Annotated in this window: 1 protein-coding gene; it reads left to right on the forward strand. The window is 67.2% G+C overall.

Features of this window, described 5'->3' with window-relative positions; translation table 11 throughout:
* Positions 1-628: hypothetical protein (locus tag SK854_RS48145; protein WP_319981897.1), on the forward strand; the 628-nt coding region annotated here is incomplete at both ends.

Below are 628 nucleotides of genomic sequence, written 5' to 3' on the forward strand. Positions count from 1 at the left end.
GCTGCCGTCCTGGGGCTGGGACTTCGAGCGCGAAAATCTGAGGGAGGCGTGGCCGTACATCACGCCGACCTGGCTGCGGTCCGCGGAGGCGGCCATGACCGAGGGCGAACCGTTCCACACGACCGCGCACAGGTTGCGCAACGAGGACGCTCTGCTGCCCGGCTACATCTACACCACACCGCCGGACCTCGACTTCGATCCTCGTACCTATCTCGGCTGGCAACCGTCGCCCGACGTCCAGGCGTGCTGCGGTGGGGCAGAACTGCCCCAGTCGGCAGTGGACCGGGTGAGTGCACTGGGTGTCGACGCGTTCTTTCCCGCGCTCATGCTGGGATCACCGTTGGGATATCGCACCGAGGCGGCGTTCACCTTCTGGACGCCGGAGCTGTTCCGTCACCTGGTCACCGCGTCCGTGCAGGCCGCGCAGGAACGCGGTGTGCAATGTGTGGTCGCACCGTGGATCCCGGACCGGATGGGCAATCAGCACCTCGTCACCGCGCTGGAGCGGCTCGGAGCAGCGGTGGGATTCCGTGGGACCGAGGACTTCCTGCAGTTGACGGCTGACGACTACGCCGACCACGTGGCGCGCATGCCCAGCCGCAAACGACGTCGGCTGAACCTGGACCGT

The organism is Lentzea sokolovensis (assembly GCF_033949975.1).
Lineage (GTDB): Bacteria > Actinomycetota > Actinomycetes > Mycobacteriales > Pseudonocardiaceae > Lentzea > Lentzea sokolovensis.